Origin of the sequence: Candidatus Kirkpatrickella diaphorinae, assembly GCF_025736875.1 — a bacterium.
In the GTDB taxonomy this organism is placed as follows: Bacteria; Pseudomonadota; Alphaproteobacteria; order Acetobacterales; family Acetobacteraceae; genus Sorlinia; species Sorlinia diaphorinae.
In genome coordinates this window covers 138,596-156,322 of the sequence record NZ_CP107052.1, presented here as the reverse complement: position 1 = coordinate 156,322, position 17,727 = coordinate 138,596, and the positions used below count along the sequence as shown (strand labels likewise).

At 58.8% G+C, this 17,727-nt stretch carries 16 protein-coding genes; 4 read left to right on the top strand and 12 right to left on the bottom strand.

Features of this window, described 5'->3' with window-relative positions; genetic code table 11:
* Positions 1-54 precede the first annotated feature (54 nt).
* From minC to N5W20_RS00750, 4 genes are all read left to right on the top strand, one after another.
* Positions 55-789, top strand: a complete 735-nt coding sequence (gene minC / locus N5W20_RS00765; RefSeq protein WP_319807042.1) for a septum site-determining protein MinC — start codon at positions 55-57, stop codon at positions 787-789.
* Positions 790-889: 100 nt separating this feature from the next.
* Positions 890-1,705 carry a septum site-determining protein MinD gene (minD, locus tag N5W20_RS00760; protein ID WP_319807041.1) on the top strand — a complete coding sequence of 272 codons (816 nt, stop codon included), beginning with the start codon at positions 890-892 and terminating at the stop codon, positions 1,703-1,705.
* Complete coding sequence (gene minE, locus N5W20_RS00755) at positions 1,702-1,962, top strand: cell division topological specificity factor MinE (protein WP_319807040.1); 261 nt, start codon at positions 1,702-1,704, stop codon at positions 1,960-1,962. Before minD ends, minE begins: the two co-directional genes overlap by 4 nt.
* A gap of 40 nt (positions 1,963-2,002) precedes the next feature.
* Positions 2,003-2,374 (top strand): YidB family protein, encoded by a 372-nt coding sequence (locus N5W20_RS00750; protein ID WP_319807039.1) that lies wholly within the window; start codon positions 2,003-2,005, stop codon positions 2,372-2,374.
* Between the two features lie 415 nt (positions 2,375-2,789).
* On the opposite strand, the gene N5W20_RS00745 is transcribed toward N5W20_RS00750, so the two are convergent.
* From N5W20_RS00745 to N5W20_RS00690, 12 genes are all read right to left on the bottom strand, one after another.
* Positions 2,790-4,019, bottom strand: coding sequence for an SH3 domain-containing protein (locus N5W20_RS00745; RefSeq protein ID WP_408869407.1), 1,230 nt, complete (start codon positions 4,017-4,019; stop codon positions 2,790-2,792).
* 243 nt (positions 4,020-4,262) lie between these two features.
* Positions 4,263-5,075, bottom strand: coding sequence for an N-acetylmuramoyl-L-alanine amidase-like domain-containing protein (locus N5W20_RS00740; RefSeq protein WP_319807038.1), 813 nt, complete (start codon positions 5,073-5,075; stop codon positions 4,263-4,265).
* A gap of 131 nt (positions 5,076-5,206) precedes the next feature.
* On the bottom strand, positions 5,207-6,151 hold the full coding sequence (locus N5W20_RS00735) for an ABC transporter ATP-binding protein (protein WP_319807037.1): 945 nt from the start codon (positions 6,149-6,151) through the stop codon (positions 5,207-5,209).
* Positions 6,148-7,104, bottom strand: a complete 957-nt coding sequence (locus tag N5W20_RS00730; protein ID WP_319807036.1) for an ABC transporter ATP-binding protein — start codon at positions 7,102-7,104, stop codon at positions 6,148-6,150. Before N5W20_RS00730 ends, N5W20_RS00735 begins: the two co-directional genes overlap by 4 nt.
* Positions 7,101-8,072, bottom strand: a complete 972-nt coding sequence (locus N5W20_RS00725; protein WP_319807035.1) for an ABC transporter permease — start codon at positions 8,070-8,072, stop codon at positions 7,101-7,103. The genes N5W20_RS00730 and N5W20_RS00725 overlap by 4 nt, the downstream gene beginning before the upstream one ends.
* Positions 8,069-9,019, bottom strand: coding sequence for an ABC transporter permease (locus N5W20_RS00720; RefSeq protein ID WP_319807034.1), 951 nt, complete (start codon positions 9,017-9,019; stop codon positions 8,069-8,071). Before N5W20_RS00720 ends, N5W20_RS00725 begins: the two co-directional genes overlap by 4 nt.
* 267 nt (positions 9,020-9,286) lie before the next feature.
* Positions 9,287-10,312 (bottom strand): SDR family oxidoreductase, encoded by a 1,026-nt coding sequence (locus N5W20_RS00715; RefSeq protein WP_319807033.1) that lies wholly within the window; start codon positions 10,310-10,312, stop codon positions 9,287-9,289.
* A 225-nt stretch (positions 10,313-10,537) separates the two neighbouring features.
* Positions 10,538-11,548 carry a DNA polymerase III subunit delta gene (gene holA, locus N5W20_RS00710; protein ID WP_319807032.1) on the bottom strand — a complete coding sequence of 337 codons (1,011 nt, stop codon included), beginning with the start codon at positions 11,546-11,548 and terminating at the stop codon, positions 10,538-10,540.
* Positions 11,549-11,554: 6 nt separating this feature from the next.
* Complete coding sequence (locus N5W20_RS00705; RefSeq protein ID WP_319807031.1) at positions 11,555-12,205, bottom strand: hypothetical protein; 651 nt, start codon at positions 12,203-12,205, stop codon at positions 11,555-11,557.
* A 3-nt stretch (positions 12,206-12,208) separates the two neighbouring features.
* On the bottom strand, positions 12,209-14,806 hold the full coding sequence (leuS, locus tag N5W20_RS00700) for a leucine--tRNA ligase (RefSeq protein WP_319807030.1): 2,598 nt from the start codon (positions 14,804-14,806) through the stop codon (positions 12,209-12,211).
* A gap of 71 nt (positions 14,807-14,877) precedes the next feature.
* Positions 14,878-15,405 (bottom strand): DUF3576 domain-containing protein, encoded by a 528-nt coding sequence (locus N5W20_RS00695; protein WP_319807029.1) that lies wholly within the window; start codon positions 15,403-15,405, stop codon positions 14,878-14,880.
* A 113-nt stretch (positions 15,406-15,518) separates the two neighbouring features.
* A complete protein-coding gene (locus tag N5W20_RS00690) occupies positions 15,519-17,633 on the bottom strand; it encodes an AfsR/SARP family transcriptional regulator (RefSeq protein WP_319807028.1) in 2,115 nt (704 codons plus the stop codon).
* Positions 17,634-17,727: the final 94 nt, after the last annotated feature.

Sequence of the window (17,727 nt, the reverse complement as noted above, 5' to 3'; positions counted from 1 at the left end):
ACAAGCTCAAACTTTGAAAGCCCGCATTCGCTTCATGCTTTTTGAGAAGATTTAATGTCCGAGCAAACAGTCGACATCGCCCAATCCCCACCTCCTATGACCATTCGGGCCTGCGGGCGCTCATTTATGGCCCTTGTCCTCGCCCCCCAGGCACCGATTGCGGAATGGCTGTCCGCGCTTGACCATCAGGTTGCGCGCTCATCCGCTTTTCTCAGTGGCAAGCCGATTATTCTCGATCTCGGTCTTCTGGACGCTCATTCTGAAGGGCTGGCAGGTCTACAGGCCGCCTTGCGGGATCGCCATATCATACCTGTCAGTATTGAGGGGGGTGACCGCGCATGGCCCGCCCTGCGTGACTGGGATTTTCCACCCGTCCTGACCGGGGGACGCGCTCATGATATCGCCCCCCCGGATGCGGCTGAGGCGGAGGGTGCGGCAGGCGAATTCACCCTTACTGCAGGGCGCACGCTTTTTGTTGAGACGCCGGTGCGTTCGGGGCAGATTGTGACCTGGCTGGAAGGTGACATTGTCGTCGCCGGTGGCGTGGCCCCCGGGGCGGAGCTGATCGCCTCCGGCAGCATCCATGTCTATGGCCCCCTCCGTGGTCGGGCCATTGCCGGGGTCGGGGGAAATGGCGCGGCGCGGATCTTCGCGCGGCGCATGTTTGCGGAACTCCTCGCCATTGATGGCTTTTACATGACGGCGGAGGAGATCGACCAGCAAAGTGTCGGTCAACCCGCGCAAGCCCTGTTGGATTCCGATCATGTCCTGATGCATCCGCTCACCTGAACCTTATTTCTGAATTTTCCGCGTTGCCGAAAACGTTTCATTGTCAGTAGACTGCGGCGTCCTGATCGGACCATAAAACTAAGAGGAACCTGGAGCGCATATGGCCAAAGTGCTGGTAGTCACGTCGGGTAAGGGCGGTGTAGGCAAAACCACGTCGACAGCGGCATTAGGTGCCGCGCTGGCGCGGGATGGCAAAAATGTGGTCGTCGTCGATTTCGATGTCGGGCTGCGCAACCTCGATCTCGTCATGGGGGCGGAACGCCGCGTCGTGTTTGATTTCGTGAATGTCATCCAGGGAGATGCCAAGCTCGGCCAGGCGCTCATCAAAGATAAAAGATGTGAGACGCTCTCCATCCTGCCTGCCTCGCAGACACGGGATAAAGACGCGCTGACATCCGAAGGCGTGGCCCGCGTCATGGCGGAACTGCGTGAGAAGTTTGACTGGATCATCTGTGACAGTCCGGCTGGTATTGAGCGCGGGGCACAGATGGCGATGCATCACGCGGATATGGCTGTGGTCGTCACCAATCCGGAAGTCAGCTCCGTGCGCGATAGTGACCGCATTATCGGCCTGCTCGACAGCACGACGGAGCGCGCCATTAAAGGTGAAAAGGTCGAGAAATTTCTCCTCCTCACCCGTTATGACCCTAATCGCGCCGCTCGGGGCGAAATGCTGAATACGGAGGATGTGCTGGAGATCCTCTCTGTCCCGCTGATCGGCATCGTGCCGGAGAGTGAGGAAGTGCTGAAAGCCTCCAATGTCGGGGCGCCGGTCACTCTCTCAAACCCTGATTCCGCCCCCGCGCGCGCCTATGTTGACGCCGCGAAACGCCTGAACGGGGAAAAGATCGACCTTCAGATTCCGGTTGAGCGCAAGGGCATCCTGGACCGGTTGTTCAAGAAGAGATCAGCATGAGCCTATTCAACTTTTTCTCCCGGCCCAAAACCAGTTCCGTCGCCCGCGATAGATTGCAGATCCTCCTCGCGCATGAGCGATCCAATCACGGGAACTCTGAGCTTATCAAAAAGTTACAGAGCGAGATCCTTGCTGTCATCAAAAAGCATGTCGCCATCGATGATGAGAAGGTTCACGTCAAAATGGACAGCGCCAATGGCGAGTGCGCCACGCTGGAAATTGACATTGAAATGCCGGGGCTGGAGAAGGCCAGTTAAGTCTGTGCGCACCCCTCCCCGATCAACAGGATTGGGTGCTATGAACGGATTTTTCAATAATATTCTCAACTCGGCCATCAGCGGTCTGAGTGGCCCGTTGCAGAAGAAACTGGGCGGCAGCCTGAGTGAGCTGCTGACGTCAGAGCAAGGTATCGACACATTGCTTCAACAGGCAAAAGCGGCCGGTTTGGACGATAAGGTGCGTTCCTGGATCGGCAATGGCAAAAACCTGCCGATTTCCTCTGAGGAAGTTCAGACTCTCTTATCGAATGAGCAGGTGCAGACTCTGATTTCCAAAACAGGGATTTCACCGTCGCTGATTATGCCCGCTCTGGCCATGATCCTGCCACGCCTCGTCGATAGGCAGACCCCTGACGGCAAAGTCAATGGTGAGCCGCCAGCGACTGCCTGACGGACGCTGGGTGGCGGCTTCCCTGTCGAGAAAAATGACGTCACCCCGGGGCAATCTGGTCGAGGCGGCGACGCTGTGCAGCAGGGGGACGGCTTGCACTAATTGGACGGTCGCGGGAGGCCCTCGGCGCTTCTGATCGCCGAACCCCGCGCTTTTTGACAGCTTCCTTTTCATGGCAGGGTGCGGCGATGAGCCTCCCCCAACCTTTCGGCTGAAAAGCGCTCACCGAGGCCATTAGAGAGGAGCCTACAAGTTACCTCCTCCCCTCCAAAACCAACCATCGCGCATGTGCACCGCGTTTTCATCGTCACGATCATAGCCAGCGGCCATTTGGTGGAAGATCGGGTGCAGACGGTGCATCACCGGCCCTTTAGCCAATGATGCACCAATTAAAACCGTTCCCGGCTGTGCGCCTTTACTCGATAAAACCCAGTTTGAACTGCGTCTTCCCCGCGAGGGAGACGAGATCCGGGTCTTCCGGATAGACGGCGAGCAGAGGGAAGAAGACAGAGCCGCCGACGATGCTTCGGCTCTTCCCGCCTTTGGGTCGAAGTCCCCAGAGATCCTGATAGGTCATCGGGACGTTTTGCCCGTTTACCACCGCATTACCAATATAGAGCATAATATGCCCCGGAATGTAGATGAGGGTCCTGAAAGGCTTGCCATGATCCCTCAGATAAGCCAGGCGCGCATTGACATCCTCTTTGCTGAGATCAACCACACGTGCAGCAGATTGAATCTGCGCGGCCGAATTTCGGGGCAGGAAAATGCCGAAAGGCATGAGCAAACTGCGCAATTCAGCAGAACAATCATTATGGAAGTAGTCATTCCCCCATCCATAGGGCCTGTCATGCATCGTCCGCATCAAAGCCGCCACATGGCCCGGCAGCATCTGCCACGGCATTGGGACGAAAGCATGGTCATCCAACGTCACCCAGTGGCGCTCCGCAGTAACGCCTCGGCCCTGTGCCGGCACCGCAACCTGGAAAATGCCGGGTCGCAACTTCCTAAACGGCAGTATTGTGCCTGGCCTTGCGGTGAAGAAGAACCGACCGCCATCGGCGACGCTGACGGAATCCCAGATGATGGCGCCGAGATTGCGATTGGCCATCGCCACCCATTCCGTCACGAAAGCCTGACTGACGGATGCGACATCCTCACTATGCACCCAACCTGTCACGGTGGGCGTGCGCACATATTTCCAGCGCTCATCGCGGCTGGTCGTCAAGATGTAAATCGGGGCGCCGGGTCGGACGGAGGACATTTGCAGATTATCGAAAGGGTAACCCTGCCCGGCCAAGCGGTAATCATCAAAAGCCGGGTCATCGGTCGGGAGAACCCTCACCAGCGTTTCCCTGAGAGCGATAGCGCGATGGGCGGGGTGGTAATCGTGGCTGATATCTGTATCCGCATTCCCCCTGACTTCCATCTTCCACCGGGCGGAATGGGGCCTGAAATTCTGTGCCCACAAAACTTTACTATCCGCGAGCAGTTGATTGACACTGGCATCTCGGACGGTTTCCGGCCCTTTTTTCAGGATAGATGCGATGTAAGTCGCGTTCCAGGGTGAGTTCCCGTCCTGCCCAAGGCCGAAATATCGGGTTTTCAGCGCGGCAAAATATTTCTGCTGCGTCGCCTCATCCATAAGCGGGGTATTTGAATCAGGGCCCGCCGGAAGCCATTGATCAACAGATTGCGGGTAATTATCGAGCGGGAAAATTGTTTTCGTCGGATCAATTTAAAGAGCCGCCGCACGACCCGGGTAAGCAGCATCCTGCGCCCCTTTACCCGATGGGGCCGTTTGGCAGGCGGACAAAATAAAAGTAACAGCCAGAAATAATAGGTAACGATTTCTAACGGCGTGATTGATTTTCATTGAGCATCTCCGTCAGTAGCCGGTTTTTCCGGTTCGTATGACGATCATACCTGGTTTCTGGCGCATGTAATCCAGAAAAGGTGAATCGATGACCTTTCTATTTTCTCGACGGGAGGAGGCATTTCGGAACCACACGCGCCCATCATGCCGCGCAACGATGCCCACATGCGAGACATCCTCTTGTTCTGTAAGGGAATATACCCCCACATAGTCGCCCGTCCTGAGATGGTGCAGAACGCGCTTATTGATGGCCGCCGCCGGGATATAGGTTAATTTGCGCGCGGAAAAGCCGATACCCGGCACGTAAGCTTTGCCATCGGGCAGGCGATTCAAGTCCCTGACGATGGTCACGTGATCAGGGCTGATTTCCGCTGTGACATCGCGCGCAATGCGGGGCCGTCTCGTGAACCAGTCCGAGAAGAAATGTCGGCGGCTGATGTAAGAGACCTTGTTATCCGCATAACGCATGTGCGCAAGGTTTTGCAGAAATGTCTCCCTGTCATCACTGTGCGACAGCGCCTCGACATATTCAATCAACGTCGTGCAATCGACAAAGCTGAAATCCGCCACCAGCGCTTCTTTCACGCCCGGCCCGCCAATAAGCGTGTCGCCACGATAGGGCGTGCCCAGAAAAGCAGCGGAAACGCGGCTGATAATTTCACCGTGATCCTGACCTTTCTGCGGGCGCACGATGTTTCGGATCATGTCATCCAGCTTCTTCTCCGTGAGGCTGTTGATGACGACCTTATATTCACGCGGTTCAGGTGCGGCGCAGCCCGCCAGACATGCTGAGAGCAGCAGAAGAAACCATGTTTTTCCACGCATCGCGTCGCACTTTCACTCAAGAAAAACCCATCAGAACTTCACAGAAAATCCTGCCATGGGATAGAGGGTCAAACACGCAGAGACCGCCCCGCATATGTTTGAGGGACATATCGTCGAGGAGTGTCAGTGCCTCATCCATCGAGTGGGAAGTGACAGGCCACGCGGCGCGGGCTCTGTGTTGATTCTGAGAGTTCAGGCATGATCTCCCGACAGATTGACTGCGCCCGGTGACAACGCGGGTGAAAGGCGCAACCGGGGGGCGGATGGACCGCGCTGGGCACGTCACCCATCGTCAACGCCGCACGTCCTCCCCGCCGCCCCGGCAGGGAGTCAACCAGCAGGCGCGTATAAGGATGGTGCGGCGCATAAAGCACATCATCACTTGCGCCCCACTCCACAATCCGCCCGAGATACATAATCGCCACATTGCGTGTCATGTAAGGGATGGTTGCCAGATTATGCGTGATGACGACCATCGAGAGGTGATGCTTTGTATTGAGATCCGCCAATAACTGAATAATGCGGGCCTGAACTGAAACATCCAGGGCGGATGTTGGCTCGTCAGCAATCAGCAATTCCGGGGCGATCGTCAGGGCGCGCGCGATATTGAGGCGCTGCCGCTGACCGCCGGATAATTCCTGCGGAAATTGCTGCATGACATTTGAGGGCAGCCCGACAGCCTCCAAAACTTCCTGCACACGGTGAGCCGGGTTGGCGTGCCGGATGATTTTCAGCGGCGCGCGCAGTGCACTCCCTACCCGCCAGAAAGGATTGAACGCCGCCCCGCTATCCTGCAACACCATTTGAACCTTGCGGCGCAGCGCATTTCGCTGACCTCGACGCGGTGAGGTGACATCGACGCCGTCGAAAAGGATCTGCCCCCGATCCGGTGCCGACATCAGCGCCATGATATGCCCCAATGTCGTTTTCCCACACCCGGACTCCCCGATGATCGCGAGCGTTTCACCACGTTGAAGCAACAGGTTGACACCGCGCAGCGCCTGGACCGGGCTGCCACGGCGGTGACCGGGGAAAGTTCGGTAGATATCGCGCAACTCAATCATGGGCGTGGTCATGCTTTGATACATCGCACCTGCCGCCCGTCAATATCCCGCAATGCGGGGCGCACATGGCATTCCGGCCCTTCAAGCGGGCATCGCGGCGCGAAGACGCATCCCGCCGGACGTTCCGAAGGGTGCGGCAGCGACCCCCTGATGACGGGTAAAGGCGGCGGCCGCTCGCCGCGCTTTCCATCAAGGGTGGGGACGGTTGCCAGCAGAGCGCTGGTATAAGGATGGCGCGGGCGGCTCAGCACGATATCAGTCGGGCCGCTTTCGAGAATCATGCCGCTGTAGAAAACAGCGATATGATCGCAGTTATCAGCCACCACGCCGATATCATGCGTGACCAGGATCAGCGCCATGCCGGACTTCTGTAAATGGCGCAACGCCGCGAGGATCTGCGCCTGCACCGTCACATCAAGGGCTGAACTGGGCTCATCCGCGATGAGGAGGTCAGGTTGACATGAAATCGCCATCGCGATCATCGCCCTTTGCCGCATCCCGCCCGAAAGCTGGTGAATATAACGATGCTGCATCTCCTGCGGGTCAGGCAGGCCGACCATCCGCAGAAGCGTGAGCAGTTGTCGCCGGGCCATATGACGTGTGACCTTCTGATGAAGGCGGATCTGCTCCATGATCTGTGCGCCGATCGTGCGCATGGGGAGCATGGATGTTCCGGCGTCCTGGAAAACATAAGCGAGAGCGCCCCCTCGTTTCGCGCGCAAGGCTTTGGCGGAAAGTGCCGACAGGTCCTGACCCTGAAAAACCCTTTGTCCCGACACGGTCAATTCCGGGACGAGGCCACCAATTGACAACGCTGTCACGCTTTTGCCCGAGCCGGACTCTCCTACAATGCCGAGTGAACCACCGCGATGCACATGAAACGTCACATCCTCCACCAATGCGACACCTTCCGGTGTTGCCACCGTCAAGCCTCGCACATTGAGGAGGGGCACGTCGAAAGTCATGGCGCGGACCTTAAACGCGGGTCGAGCTTCGCCAGAAGAATATCGATCAGCGCCTGCGTGACCACAATGGACAGGGCCGCATACATGACAACGGCCATCAGCAAAGGCAGGTCAAAACTGTTCAGAGCTTCGAAGGCCAGATGCCCGATACCGGGCAAGGCAAAAACAACTTCGACAAGCAGCGCGCCACCCCCGGCAAGCTGGGCGAAATCCATCCCGAACAACGCAATAACGCCGGAAAGGGAGAGCCGCAAAGCGTGGGCGGTCCAGACCCGGAACGGCCCGGCCCCCTTCGCCCACGCCGTCCGGATGGGCGCACTGCGCATGGCTGTCAGAAGTTCAGTGCGCAACATACGCGCATAAAGACCCGTAAAAGCCAGGGACAATGTCCCGGCGGGCAGGATAAGACACGCCAACCATTTGACAGGGTTCTGCGTCAATGGCGTGTAACCCAGCCCGGGCACCCACCGGAAGAGCCAGTGATCATGCCCGGCACCCTGCGTGACCATATTGACGATTTCCCCCAGCCAGAAAACGGGCGTCGCCACCATCAGAAGGCACAGAAACGCGATCAGCCCGGCCCCGGCGCGGTGACCGAGCAAAGCGGCGCCCATGCCGAGGGTCAGACAACCCAGGGCGGTCATCACCGCCGCGAGCCCGACAAGTGAAAACGTGACTGGCGCCGCCGCCATCACCTGCGCCACGACATTCTGCCCGTGATGCACATAGGATGTCAGGCGGCGTTGGATGAAAATCCCATACATCATGCGGGCATATTGCTGCGGAAGGGGCCTATCGAAACCATATTGGTGACGCACTTCCGCCAATAAAGTCGGGCTGGCGCCTTTACCGGCGAGCCGAGCGGCGGGATCCGTGCCGGGCGTCGCGAAAAAGACTGTGAACATCACAACCGAGATACCCGCCAGCACCGCGATACCATGGGCGAAACGTCGGAGGACAAAGCTCATATCGTGTCGCGCCGACGCAAGACGCGGGTACAGCTTTCAGAAACGACATAAAGGCTGAGAACGGTCAGCATGATCATCATGCCGGGCAGGATCGCAACAACAGGGCGGGTATAAATCAGTCCCTCCCCGTCACGTATCATGGACCCCCAGGACACATCCGGCGCCTGCACCCCAAGTGACAGAAAAGAAAGAGCGGACTCCGCCAGCAGGCAGAGCGCCATCAGAAGTGGAAAAAACGTTATGAGGGACAGGAGCAGACCCGGTAGGATTTCCCGCATCACCACCCTGAAAGGCGACGCCCCGAAAGACGCGGCGATTTTGACGTAATCGCGTTGCGCCAATTGCCGGACGCGCGTTGTCAAAAGGCGCGCTGCGTAAGGGAGGTAAACCGCCGCGATGACGCAGACAGGTATGAGGCGATTATCCGCTGTCAATGTTACCGGGCCGAGCCGGAGCCCGTCCCGCAACATTGTCATGGAGAGGCAGCTCGCAAAAAGATAGACCGGCACTGCCCATAACATGGTCATGATCCACGATACGATCCGCTCCACCCACCCCCCGGCATAACCGGCCCACAGGGACAGAAATGTCGCAAGTGTCAGCCCGAGAAGCGCTGCCGCGCTGGCAATCATGAGGCTGTTGCGACCACCATAAAGGAGGCGTGACGCAACATCCCGCCCCTGCGCATCGGCACCCAGCGCGTAAGGACCGGCATGCCAGCTTGGCCCGATCGGCGTATAACCGAGATGGAGGGAGTTGTTGTTTCGTTGCATGACACTCACCCGGTGCCCATCCCGGTAGGTTGTGTCGACGATGTGACTTTCAAACGGTGTCATGCCATTGAGGCGCGCATAGGGCGCTGCGAGGACCGCACCCATAATGATGACACTGAGCACGGTGAGAGCAAGAAGCACGGAGATCGGCATATGCTTGATCCATTCTCGCACTGATCTCCCTCCCCGCCATCTTTTATCGTCCAGCCTTGCGACCGTCGCGCTTGTCAAAGCCGTGTCGTCAACAAAGCAGCATGGTCGCGTACGTCACCGGCACGTCAAGACATAATCCGCCATATCGCAGCCGGAAACCCGCTTTCCCGCTTGCCAACCGACTGCGCCTGGCAACCTCTGGACGCGATCATGCCTGCGTCAGTGCGCCGCGTAAAAAAGGGGGCGGCGCATCACACGCGTGACGTCCGCCGCCCGGCCCCGATAAGTTCACCCCGGCAGCCCATTGCCACCCGTGACACCCCAGATCTGCCCCGTGAGGTAACTGCCCTCGCTGGAGGCAAGGGTCACATAAGTTGGCGCAATCTCGACCGGTTGCCCGACGCGGCCAATGACAGTGTCCTGACCCATCGGCATATATTTTTCCTTCGGCTGCCCGCCACTTGTCTGAAGCGCTGTCCAGAAAGGCCCCGGCGCCACGGCATTGACGCGAATGGCGCGCGGCCCGAGTTGCTTGGCCAGGGATTTGGTCATATTCGCGATGGCAGCCTTCGTCATGCTGTAATCAATGAGGATTTCCATGGGCTCATACGCGTTGGTCGAGGCCGTGTTGATGATTACCCCACCTTTAGGCAGAAGCGGCACCGCGGCGCGCACCAGCCAGAACAAAGCGTAAATGTTTGTCTTCATCGTCCAGTCGAAATCTTCCGTCGTCAGCTCGACAATGTCTTTGTAAAATTTCTGCCGACCCGCGACATTGACCAGCGTATCCAGACCTTCAAGCTGGCGCGCCGCATCATTGACCAGTTTTTTGCAGAAAGCCTCATCACGCAGGTCACCCGGCAGGGCAACCGCCTTACGGCCTTCTTTTTTGATGAGGGCAATGACTTCCCGCGCATCTTCCTCCTCCTGCGGGAGGTAATTAATGGCGACATCCGCCCCCTCGCGCGCAAAAGCAATTGCGACGGCGCGCCCGATGCCGGAATCGCCGCCCGTGATCAGGCATTTACGCCCCGCCATTTTGCCTGATCCATTATAGGTGTCCTCCCCATGGTCCGGCCGCGGCGTCATTTTACCAGCCAGGCCCGGCCAGTTCTGCGGTTGTTCGGGGAAGGGCCCTTTCGGGTAAAGATTGCGGTAATCCGAGATCGGCGGCGCGGCAAGGTTCTGCTCCGCTGCCCGGCTTTCAGCGCGGGACGATGTGGCGACCAGACCGGCCAGGCCCGCCGCGGCGCCTTTCAGGACTGAACGACGTGCATCCGACATCTTCCCGTCTTTCGCTTTTCCATGACTCATTTCGCATCTCATTTGCTGAATGTTAGGTTAATTAAACGATCAGTGAGGGACGGTGTTCCCGCGATGAAATGCTGGAAAGCGCGCATTTTAACGCGCCTCGCCGACAACTGATCGGCGACGCGGGTCATCTTATATCCTACCTGTTTCAAGGGACTTAAGGCGGTGCCTGCGTCATGCGCGGTGACGGGATTTTCGGCATAGGACCGGGCTTGAAAAAACGGTCCGTCAGGCGGAGAAAGCGCGCGGCCCGAAACATAAGCGGGCAATATGCCGCCGCGCGAGCGCAAAATCAGGCGCGCCCGTCTGCTTACAGGCCAATTCCAGCTCCTGCGTTGCGGAACAGGCCGCGAGAAGCGCGGCGCTGTCCCAACGCCGCACAGCCGTCCGAAATAAATCAGCGACCTTGAAGAAAAGCGGCGGGCGCAGGCCGCGTTCCGCCTCGGAGGGGGATGCGCCCTCATCCATCGCGTGTCGCACCGTCAGGACACGCAAAAGCGCGTAAGAGCACGCGCGGGCAATGGCCACCGGCGCCGCGCCATCCGCAATGGCACGCTCAATCGCCGCATCGGCCTGCGCACGCTCACCCGCCAGCGCGCTTGAGGTGGCATTGCTGAGGCTTTCCGCACGCGTGTCACCGATGCAGAGCTGCACATCATCAAGGCTGAGCGGTGCTGACGGTTCAGCATACAGAATGAGTTTTTCAACCTCCTGACGGATGACGGCGCGATCAGCAGGCAACACGCTTGACAGCCACGCCATTGCATCCCGATCCACCCTGACCTGCGCCGCGTCGAACATCGTGCGCAACGCGACAGAAAGGGAACGCCCCTCCTCCGGATAACAGGCGATCACGGCGACATCCTGCCGCTTTTCCATCGCGCTGCGCAATTTGGAGCGTGAGGCCAATCCTGGCGCTTCGAGAAGGATGATATTATCGGACGCGCCATCGAGCGCGCGCTCCAGCATCGGCAGGATGTGATCCTGCACGTCCCGCACCCAGATGAGCCGTCGCCCGCCAATCAAGGAGAGTGCCGTGGCCTCCTCCTCAAGGCGGGCATGACCTTCCCGATCCAGCTCCACGACGCGGAAAGGATCATCTTTATCCGGCACGACCTGACCCGCGACCTTGATCGCGCGCTCACGGATCAAGCCGTGATCCTCACCATGAAAAACAAATCCGCGCCACGCCAGGGCATCACTAAGCACATGTTCGGTGCGTCGCGGTTCGATCTTCATCCGATCTCACTCATCATCAATGCCGATATCCGTCCGGCCCGTAGCCGCCGCCGGGAAGCCATCCGGCCCTGCTTTCTGCATGGGCTGGCCATTGCGTGACGGCATCGCGTTCGGATCAAAATATTCCGGCACGACAGGTTTATTGCGCTGCGCAGGCGTGACATGAGAAGTGAACCACGCGGCCAGTTGCTCAGAGATCTGCCCGGCGAGATTTTTGGAAATGCGGGCGTCCAAAGCTTCCATATTCAGTGACTGCGCGAAATATTGCTGAAAGGTCGTCGTATATCCATCGAGGAGCGATGCATCCCCTTCCGCCAGAAGCTGAGGCTGATCCGCCACGGTATAGAGGCGCCAATGCGCTGAAGCATTGGCACGCATGCGACCCGATGTATTGTCTTTATGGATATCGACAGCATCAATCCCGACATTGCGACTGACGCTCAGCGTATATTTCTGCGGGATTGCACCATCGTCAGAACCAAGATCCTCCTGCAAAGCCAGTCGAAGCAACTGACCGCCGCGATTACTGATGCGATCCACGAAAATCTGCGACATCTCGCTGCGCGCCGATTGTTGCGTCGCACCCCCCTCACCGTAAAGCGGGCGAAACCCGCATGAGGCAAGAAGCAAAGCCGGGAGGATCGCAAATTTTTTCATATTTCAGGCCGATACGACAAAATTGACGATGCGTCGGGGCACGTAGATGCGCTTGCGGATGGTTTTACCCTCTAAAGCGCGTGCAACATTAGGCTCTAACATCGCGGCTGAAAAGACGGTCTCCTCATCCGCATCGACAGAAATATCGATCGTGCCGCGCAGCTTGCCACCCACCTGAACCCCTAAAGTCACGTGGCTGACCGTCAGGAGCGCGTCCTCCGCGACCGGCCATGACTGACTGACCACCAGACCGGCCTCCGGTGCGAGGCGATGCATCAGGGTTTCCGCCAGATGGGGCATCATTGGCGCGATCAGCAAGGCCAGCGTCCGACCAGCCTCACGCCGCGCCGCCGCCATGCCGGCTTCCTGACTTTTTTCCGCTTCCGCGAGGGCGGAGGTCAGCTCATATATCCGTGCAATGGCGACATTCGGGGTAAAGCTTTCCATCGCCTGTGTCACGGCGGCGATGGTGCGATGCGTCACCTGCCGCAGGGCGCGGCCACCTGGCGCATGGGCGGCTTCCGGCGCGTCATTCTCAGCAATGTGCGTGATCAGACGGTGCAATTTCTGGATGAAACGGTGAGAGGCCGCAATGCCAGCCTCAGTCCACTCAATATCACGCTCGGGCGGGCTGTCGGAAAGCACAAACCAGCGCGCCGTATCCGCCCCGTAACGCGCGATGATCTCGGTCGGGGAGACCGTGTTCCGCTTGGATTTGGACATTTTCTCCGAGCGACCGATTGTGACCGGCGCGCCATTATCCCTGCGCACAACCCGGTCACCCTCCCGTCGCACATCCTCGGGTGAAAGCCAGCCGGACGCGTCGCGATAACTCTCATGCGTGATCATCCCCTGTGTGAAGAGCCCTCTGAAAGGCTCATCCACATCAAGATGTCCCGTCATCTTCATCGCGCGCGTAAAGAAGCGCGCGTAAAGGAGGTGCAGGATGGCATGTTCAATCCCGCCAATATAACGATCGACCGGCAACCAGCGCTCAGCCGCTTCCCGATCAACCGGCGCGACGGAGTGAGGCGACGCGTAACGGGCAAAATACCAGGAACTATCAACGAACGTGTCGAAAGTATCCGTCTCCCGCGTCGCAGCCTCACCGCATTGGGGGCAGGTCACGTGCTTCCAGCTCGGATGGTGATCCAGCGGATTGCCGGATATGTCGAAAGAAACATCCTCCGGCAATGTCACCGGTAATTGCGCGTCCGGCACCGGCACGGCACCGCACGTGGCGCAATGAATGATCGGGATCGGGCAGCCCCAGTAACGTTGGCGGGACACGCCCCAATCCCGCAGGCGCCAACTGGCAGAGGCCACGCCGGCACCCATATCCTCCAGCGCGGTGATCGCCCTTTTTTTGCCCGTTTCTGTATCGAGCCCATCAAGGAAACCCGAATTATAAAGCGTTCCGTCACCGACATAAGCCTTGTCTTCAATGACAAAGCTTTCAGGCGATTCACCCGGTGGCAGAATGACGGAGCGCACGGGCAGGTGATATTTCCGAGCAAAATCGAGGTCACGCTGATCCCCGCAGGGGCAGCCGAAAACAGCGCCCGTGCCGTAATCCATCAGCACAAAATTAGCGATCCAAACAGGTGAGATCTCATGCGGCGCAAATGGATTGACGACCCGCAAACCTGTATCGACGCCGCGCTTCTCCGCACTCTCGATCGACTCCTCACGCGTGCCCAGCCTTGCACATTCCTCCGCGAAGAGACGCACCGCCTCATTGTGAGGCGCCAGACGCGCCACGAGGGGATGATCCGCGGCGATGGCGACAAATCCCATGCCAAATAACGTGTCAGGCCGGGTTGTATAGACCTCGATCGCATCCGCCGTGGCATCAAACCCTTCCGGCGGGTGATGAAGCGGGAAAGTGATACGCGCGCCTTCGGAAAATCCGATCCAACGCGCCTGCATGGCCCGCACGCGCGCAGGCCAGTCCTCAAGCCCCGCCAACCCGTCGAGCAGTTCTTTCGCGAAATCGGTGATTTTCAGGAACCATTGCGCAAGATGACGCCGCTCAACCAACGCGCCGGAGCGCCATCCGCGCCCGTCCACCACCTGCTCATTCGCCAGAACGGTCTGATCAACCGGGTCCCAATTGACAGCGGACTCGCGACGCTCAACAAGACCGGCCCGGAACATGTCCAGAAATAATTTCTGCTGATGCCCGAAGTAAGATGGCAGGCACGTCGTGACCTCCCGCGACCAATCAAGGGAGAAACCCAGTCGTTGCAGCGTCGTGCGCATTTTGGCGATGTTGCTGAGTGTCCATTCCCGCGGGTGCACATTATGCTCCCGCGCCGCATTCTCCGCTGGCAGGCCGAAAGCATCCCACCCCATCGGATGCATCACCTGAAAGCCGCGCGCCCTTTTATAGCGCGCCACGACATCGCCCAACGCGTAATTGCGCACGTGCCCCATATGGAGCTGGCCTGAGGGGTAGGGAAACATTTCAAGAACATAATAAGTCGACGCGTCAGAGTCCGGCACATCCCCGACTGAAAAAGCGCCGATATCCTCCCAGGCTTTCTGCCATTTCAGCTCCGTCGTTTCAAAATCCAGATTTGTGTTTTCTGAGGTGGTCATGGGAGGTTGGTATTCTTTTCGTCAAATCACGTGTGTCAGGCTGTCAGATGCGCTTGGGGGCCGGAAAGCGTCTAATCCCCGCCTTTATTCTCGGCCCGCAATTCACGCGCACGGTTGAGGATACGGGTCGTGATATCGGAGACCGTATTGGACGAGACAGGACTATCGACCCATTGCCCCCCCTGCCTCTCCTGCCGGAAGACGGCAACACGCAGAGAGTCTGAGCGCAGGCGACGGCTCATGACATAAGCCGCGATTTTAAACCGCTCATCCGGGCTGGTGGGCGGTGTGTACCAGTCCGTCAATATAATCCCCCCCACCGCATCGGCAGAGGAAAACGGCATGAATGACAGCGTATCCAGCGCCCCGCGCCAGAGATAGACATTGACGCCGTCTTTGAGTTGGTCATCGCCCCCCGTCGCACCGCGATCGACGGTCATGAGATGGTTTTTCGGCTTCGCAAGGCCGCTTGGGTCCCGGTCAGAGCTGCAACTTGCAAGCAGGGAAAACAGGAGCACGCCCGCAAAAACATTCAGGCGCAGAATGTGGTGACGATGGCGGGACCAGTGATCTGGCTTCGGGCGCGCGGATGCGATCATGTTACCTCTGAGCTGAAACGATTATGCGCGGCCCCCCGTGGGCGCGCATGGTGGTTGGGTCCGAGTCTTTTCTATCCTGTGGATCAGCTAAAGCCAAGCTTTGACACGGCGTCTCAACGCGGCAGGTCGGAAAGGGTCAGCATTTGACGCACCCATTCATAAATCATGGGAGGCAGATAGCTCAAGCGCGCGAGGATGCCCGTCACTGTCGCGTCCGGCGCCAGGCGCAGAAGGCGCTTACCCGCGACGGCAGCGTCAACCGTTGCGCGACGCTGGATCAGCCCCATCAGATAGACAAGAAGCCCGGCTTCTGACCGCGGATAAAGGCAGATATAGGCGGTGCAGGCCTGGTGGGCTTCGGCATGTTCACCGCAGGCATGCAACACCATGGCGCTGATCGGCTCCAGCAGTGCCAGGGCTGCGGAGGCCATTTTGCGGGCGCTGAATTCCCGTATCTCACTCAAAGCCCGCGCGCGATCCCCGTCCAGCAGGGCATTGATCGCGTTGAAGCAATTGATGGAGGGGGACGCAAATTTGGAGGAGCGGCCCGCACTTTCGGAGTAAAGGGCGCGTGCCTGGTCATATTGTCCCGGAAAGACCAGGCGCGCATAAAGCATGAGATTGATGCTGAGCGGATTATATCTGAGATAGGAACTGATGCGATCAAGCGCGTGGGACAGTGCCCTGCACTCTTCCTCTTCAATCGGATGCCATCGCGTGAAATACCGCACCAGCCCGACCAGCGCCTTAACGTAAAGCACGATGATGTTTTCACTGTCTTTCGCCTCGGCCCGCCGGACAAGCTCATTTAATTCCTCAGAGCGGACGGAGTCACAATGTGTCAGCAGACAGGCGGCCCGCGCGGCGAGGCGCGTGGCGCTCAATTCCGCGATCGGGCGGTTCAGGGCGCGCTGCCCCTCCCAGATCATCAACGCCCATTGCAATGACCAGGCAATATAACGGTTGAAAGCGTTTCGCTCCGCCTCCTCCTGCGGAAGGTTGAGGCGGTCGGCCCAGATGACGTAATCATCATCCTTGCAACTGATCAGGCGGATGGTGACCCAGTTCCGGTCAGCACCGCGCTGTGACGCTTCCCGCGGCTCCCCGGAATGGACGATGCTGACGACACGGAAATCAATCGCCTGGTGCGTCGCCTGAAAGAAGGGACTGGCGGATGACGCGCTTTTCTGCCCCGGACGGAACACGACTTGCAGCGTATCAAGCCGCACGAGTTCCACCTCAAGCTGCTCTGCCAGGGCAAAAGCTGTCGGTGTCAGATGGACCTCCGACGGGGCTGAGAAAGCCTCGACAGCCACGCGGCCCAATGTGCGGGGTACGTTGCCGGATACGACCGGATGTCGATGCGGGGCGGGCTTGCTTCTGATTGTCGGCGTCTCATTCGGCACCACCTCACGCGGTGCGACCTCCGTCTCCTTGAAAAGGTTCTGGTTTTCTGAAAATCCGAATTCGGCTGACTCTGAAGCGGCGTGCGCCTGTATCTCGCGGATCAGTCGCATGGTTTCCGGCCCGGGCAATGCGCCCAACCGGTAATTGAAAAGATCCATGATCTCCGCACAGGTGCGTGAGGCCTTCCCCATCTCACCCTTGGTGACGAAGGCCTCCAGGCGTCCCCGCCAGCCCAGTTCATTCATCGTGTCGCGCTGCAGAAGCCCTTCCGCGTAGGCAAGCATGGCTTCCGGGTCTTCAACCTGCGCCAGGGCCTGACTGTAAAGCGACAAAATGTGACGGTCGAGGCGTTTGCGCTGCGCGGTCAGCCAGGTGTCAAAAGCCGGGTCGATGGCGTTGAGTTCAGTCAGCAGCCCCTCACTCGGTGAAGGGACAAGCTGAAGGGCCTCAATGCCGCCATGCAGGATTTTCTCGACATCCACCCAGGTCAGAAAAGGCTTAAGTGTCAGGGCCTGTCGCTGAACCTCGACAATATCAGCGCCTAACGGATTAAGTGCGACGAGAAGGCGATGGATCTCCTGCCGGAGGGAAGCCCGCGCCAGATCATCCGCCCTGTTACTCCAAAGCAGGTCCGCAATGGTTTTGCGCATGACGGGTTTGCGGTCGGAAAGCGCCAGAATAGCCAGCAGACCCCGCGTCTTGCCACCCACTGGCAGCACACTCAGTCCGCCGGATGTCTCTGCCCCCATCGTCCCGAGAAGGCGGATCCGGAGGAGGCTTCCCTCCGAAGTTCCAAAGCTTCTCGAAGGCAGATTATACATGACTCGGACCCCGTCTTACCTGGACTGTACCGGTGCGGCGAAGGTCGCCATTTCGTGACACAATCATACCTATTCGTACTGCAACAAACACACC